General features: G+C 71.8%; 1 protein-coding gene and 1 pseudogene. Both read right to left on the bottom strand.

Features of this window, described 5'->3' with window-relative positions; all coding sequences use genetic code 11:
- Window positions 1-204: 204 nt before the first annotated feature.
- Window positions 205-3852 carry a hypothetical protein gene (locus tag ACG2DA_RS21535; RefSeq protein ID WP_395258575.1) on the bottom strand — a complete coding sequence of 1216 codons (3648 nt, stop codon included), beginning with the start codon at window positions 3850-3852 and terminating at the stop codon, window positions 205-207.
- A 144-nt stretch (window positions 3853-3996) separates the two neighbouring features.
- A pseudogene (locus tag ACG2DA_RS21530) lies at window positions 3997-5182 on the bottom strand (hypothetical protein); the annotation flags it as partial.

Here is a 5182-nt window from a genome sequence, read left to right as displayed (position 1 = left end):
CCGGAGGCCTCCGGCGCCGGCTCCTGCGGGAGCTGCGCGAGCCGCGGCCCCGCGGGGACGTTCGCCTCCGAAACGCCGTGCGAGGGATCGGGTGCGCTCGGACGGCGGAGCGGCGGGACGACGGAGCCGGGCAAACGGCGACTTTCACGAAGCGGGGGACGAAGGTTCAAGCCCGGCTCAGATCGGCCGGCCGACGACGCTCGATCACAGATCCGGGTCCGGCCCGAGCAATCCGCCGGACCGGCGGGCGCCGAATCGCGGTTCAATCTGGAAGATCAGGCCGGAATCGCCCCGAGCGTTGTTGTACCGCACGCCGACCGAGACGTTAAATTCGGTCCCGATGCGGGTCACCGTCAGGTTCTCCCCGCTGTTCTCCGCGTTGTCCAGGTCCTGATAGAAGCCGAAGGCGCTGGCCCACTTCGGTCCCATCCGATAGCTGAAACTGCTGACGAACTGCGTCGCGTCGATTTCCAGCGCCTCGATGTGCCGGACGCCCGTGTAAAAACTGCCGCGACGGGTGCGCTGCGTGGAGAAGCCAACGTCCCACCGCTGCGGGGCGCCTTCGAAGGCGTCGTAGCTGGACGAGGCGAGGAAGCGCGTGCGGTCGCCCACGTTCCAGGCGTAGTTGGTGGTCACCAGACCGATCGTCTCGCCGAAGTTATCGCGGTCGGCGTTGGGGAACAGGGACGCGCCGAGGTCCAGCGTCATCCAGTCTTTGATGCGTTCGAAGCCGGGGGCGCCGACCTTCGTCTGCAATCGTTGGCGGGCGGCCAATCGCAGAACCTGCTGGTCTTCGACCAGTTCCCACACCGGGCTCGTCACGTCCACGCCCACGCCCTGCCGGACGCCGTAGAAGCGGGGATCGATCTCCATGGGGACCGGCACGCCGGGCGGCAGTCCGAGGATCGAACGGGGCAGCCGGGCCCGGTACTGCTGTTGGGGGTCGTCGTCCAGGGCGTTGTATTGAGCGAACTCGCCCATCGGTTCGGTCGTGCTCGTGGCGCGGTAGGTCGCCTCCAGCCGCACCTTGTGGGCGAGACCGTTCAAGCCCAGCGTGCGGTTGTGCACGTTCCGCCAGACGCGGGTGAAGGGCAGCGCCGCCCGGAAGCCGGCGCTGCCGACGAACCGCACGGCGTCGTCGCCGTCCAGGCCCTGCTGTTGGGCGGCGCCCTCGGCCATCACGAACGGGGTGACGTTCAGCGGCCCCGCCCACAGCGGGGCGGAGAGTTCGTGCCGGGTCAGGAAGACGCCACCTTCGACGTCCGCCGTGTAGGGCAGATCGGTGAACAGCGGATTAAAAACGCGATAGTCCAGGTCCCTGGGATAGTTCGCCGGCTCCAGGTCGCCGTACCCGGCGCTGCTGTGCTGGGAGTAGGTGACGAGCCCGTTCAACAACGGTTCCCCGAGCCCGTACAGGTCGAGCTTGGGATACCAGCCGGTATCGGTAACGAAGTCGTTCAGCGGGACCTTCCCCAGCGCCTCCCAGGCCCAGTTGGAATAGCCGTAGTTCTCGAAGGAGCCCGTGCCGTACAGCAGGGTGTCCTCGTCGGGGCCGTAGTCCCAGTCGTTTTCCCACCAGGACTCCAGCACGTTGATGTCGCTGCGTTTGCCAATCTTGGCGATCACGCGGCCCCGGCCGGCGAGGAACTCCGAGGGAAGGATCTGCTGGTGGCGCCAGCGGATGCGATAGCGACCGTTCACCGGCGGTTCGATATTGCGACGGTACACGCCCAGGCGGTCCAGTCCGTCGTCCTGCACGAACCAGACGATACCGTCGCCCATCCCCTGACCCGGCAGGCCGAACAGATTGCGGTTCGTATAGGCGCCCTGCAGTCCGGCGGCGACGCCGCGTTCGCTGTAGAGCCCGCTCAGCAGGTCCAGATTGACGTCCGCGGGCTGCTCCAGCCCGAACAGGACGAACGGGTCCCAAATGATCTCCAGTTCCCGGCCGCGTTCGTTGCTGCTGCCGATCTGGACCTGCTTGATTGGGATCTGCGGGTCCTCCGCCGGCGCCGCCAGATACGGAATATAGACCGTCGGTACGTCCCCGGTCCGGGGCGTATTGAAGATCAGCTGGTTGTCGTAGCTGCGGATCCAGTTCCGCTTGGTCGTGGTCTGGCCGGTCGCCGGGTTGACGACGAGTTCCGCACCGGGCCGGGGGACGTCGTCGTAGCGAGGTTCGAGGAACAGTTCCCGGCTTTGCAGGCGGTAGCCGGGAAAGCCGAATTCGCTGGCGCTCGACCAGGCGTCCCGGGCGCGGAAGTTGTCTTCGGCCAGCTGCCGCAGTTCCCGGGCCCGCACGCGGACGGTGCCCTCGGTGTTGTTGGGGCCGGCACCCGCGACCACGGTGGAGAGTTCCGCGTCGAGCAGCAGCCCGCGATCGGCGCGGATGTCGTAGACCGCCCGCTCGGCGTGCACGACGTTCCGCCCCTGCCGGATTTCGATATCGCCCTCGAGGTACACCGTCAGCGGGAAGTCCGCCGGCTGCACGCGGGCCACGCCGGGGACCACCCCGCCGCCGCCCGCAGAGCGGGTCCAGACGACGACGTTCTCCGCGGCCAAACTGATCTGGTCGGTCGGTTCGCCGGGCAGCACGCTGCCGAAGCCGCCGCCGACGTCCAGCCCGTCGACGATCAGCCGGACGCCGCCGGTGACGATCGTCACCTGCTCGGCGGGGAGGGTGTCGTCGTTCTCGAACGACTTGACCGAGGGCGGCACGGCGCTGCGGGGCAGCAGTTGGATGCGGCGGACCTCGCTGTCGCCGCCGGCGGGGCGGCCGTCGCCGATCGCCTCGCCGGGGGGAGCCTCCGCCGGCGGGGCGGGGGAGAGCAGGTCCACGCCCGGCCCGGCGAGCGGGTCGCGCAGCGGATCGACCGGCGGCCCCAGCCGGGTCGTGCGGCTGCCGCCGCTGTACTTCCGGCGCTCGGCGGCGCGGGTCAGCAGCGGATCGGGGGTGGCGGGTTCGCCGACGGTCTCGGCGGCGACGTCCAGCGTCAGGGACGTCGGCGCCAGTTCGAGGACGATCTCCGGCTTGCTCTCGGTGTGCCCCGGGCGGTTCAGTTTCACCCCGCCCTGCAGATAGATCGTGACCAACTCGCCCACCCCGGCGGGGTTCGGGCGGCGCCACAGCACGCCCTCGCGGGCGGTGACGGTGGTGCGGCCCTGGGTGAGCGTCACGTCCCCGCGGAGCAGGGAGATGCGCTCCAGCGCCGCGGCCATGTTCTTGGCCCCGGGGCCGGTCTGACCGACGACGTCCGGCTGCCAGGTGCGGGCCCGCAGGGCGGAGACGGTCAGCCCCTCGTCGGCTTCCTCGACGGGGACGCCCGCGGCGGCGGCGTCGCCCTCGGGCAACGGCATCGGCGGGGGGGCGGGCTGCGGCTGCGGCTCCGGATCGCTCCCGCCGAACGGCAACAGCAGATCGAGCAGCGGCCGGGGACGCGGCGCCCCGTTCGGCCGCCCCGGGAGCGGCCGCGGCGCCCCGTCGGAGCGGGGCGGCTGCGGCGCGGCGGTCGGCAGCGGCTCCGGGCGGGGGCCGAGCCGGAAGATCGGCTGACGGAACGGCGACGACGGCGCGGGGTCCTCCCCCAGCGGCGTCGGCGGCGGAGCCGGCACCGCGGCCGGCAGCGGCGCCGCGAGCACCGGGTGGGCCTCGACCTCGTTCTGGTTCTCGTTCGAAAAGTCCTCCAGGGCGGCGTCCGGCACCGGCGCCGGCGGCGGACCGGGCGCGAATCCCGGGGAGGAAATGTCCTGTCCGGCCGCGATCCCGCACGCCCACAGACCGAGCGCCGCCGCGACCGGAGCGATCCGGGCGGCGCCGACGGGCGGCAATCGGCGGCGGGCGGGGGCCGGCAAGGGCTGGGCCGTTCGTCCGTGACTGGAAGATCGCCCGCGGCGCGCAGCCGCCCCGGAAGGCGGAGCGGGGGCGGCGGCGATCGGGGAACCGCGGGTGCTAGGCCGACCGACGGCGGGCGGTCAACGGGAAGTCGCTCCCGTCGCTCACGATTTCCCTTCGCCCCCGAACGACTCAACCTCCGACGGCCGTTCGGTTTCCGTCGTCGCCGCGTCTCCCGGACGCCGGACGCCGCAGGCTCCTGCGGCGGCCAGCACGGCGATCGCCGGCACGATCGGCCCCCGCATCCGGGCGTTCGACCAGTACACCGCGTGCACCGCCGTCACCGAGACGACCATCAACAGAACCGGCCGCCACGCCGCCCACCGGTCGCTCCGCCACGCCCGCACCGCCCCCGCCGCGGCCAGCAGGAACACGACGACGTTCCACCCGCCCACCGCCCACCAAACCGGCCCCGGCAGCCCCTCCGCCGCCGGCCCCTGCGGCACGGGACTCCACAACCGACTGACCCGCAGCGGCACGGCGCGGGCGAACCCGCCGGGATCGGATTGGATGGTCTCGATCGCCCGATCCCGGTGCCAGCGGTCCGCCGCCGGGCCGTCCTCCGGGGGCGGAACCCGGACGAGAAACGAACGATAACCGCCATCGTCGTCGATCCGACTGTGGGAGTGCCGCCAGAACCGCCCCCGCTCGGCTTCTCGCGTGATGAACGTTTCGCGGTCGTCCAGCACCTCGTTCACTCCGCCCGCGATCACCAGTCGCGTGAGATCCGGCGCCCCGGTCCAGGCATGAACCGTGGGGCTGATCGACGTTCCGGGGGACATGCCCCGCGGGCCGGCTTCGAGCATCGCACGGACCTCGGCGGCGTCCGGCCCCGCGCCCGGGTCGTCGATCGGACCAGCGCCGGCGGTGAAGAACTCGGAGGACCGATCGGCCTCCATTCGGCGCTGCCATCGCTCCAGACTCTCCCCCTCCCACACCGCCCCCGCCGGGCCGCGGACAACCTCCTCGTAGAACGCCGCGTTGTTCGCCAGGTGCAGCGTGTAGCCGCCGTGGGTCGTCATGACGATCGGGCGGTCGAACACGACCCAGTTTCGCACCGCCCACGGGCCGACGATCAGCGTGACTCCCACCGCCCCCAGCGCCAGCCGGCCCCAGCCGAGCCGCCAGCCGGCCCGGCCGCGGAGGCGGTCCCAGATCCACCCCAGCGCCCACAGCCCGCCGAACGCCCAGACCGTCGGCCGGCAAAGGGCGGACAGGCCGAACAGCACCCCGGTGAGAACGGCGCCGGCCAGAGAGCCGCGACCGTGAGGGAGCGGCCCGGGCGACGTG

The sequence above is a fragment of the Alienimonas sp. DA493 genome, from assembly GCF_043951915.1.
Taxonomy (GTDB): domain Bacteria; phylum Planctomycetota; class Planctomycetia; order Planctomycetales; family Planctomycetaceae; genus Alienimonas.
The sequence above is the reverse complement of the archived record's forward strand: the minus strand, read 5'-3'. Positions and strand labels throughout refer to the sequence as shown.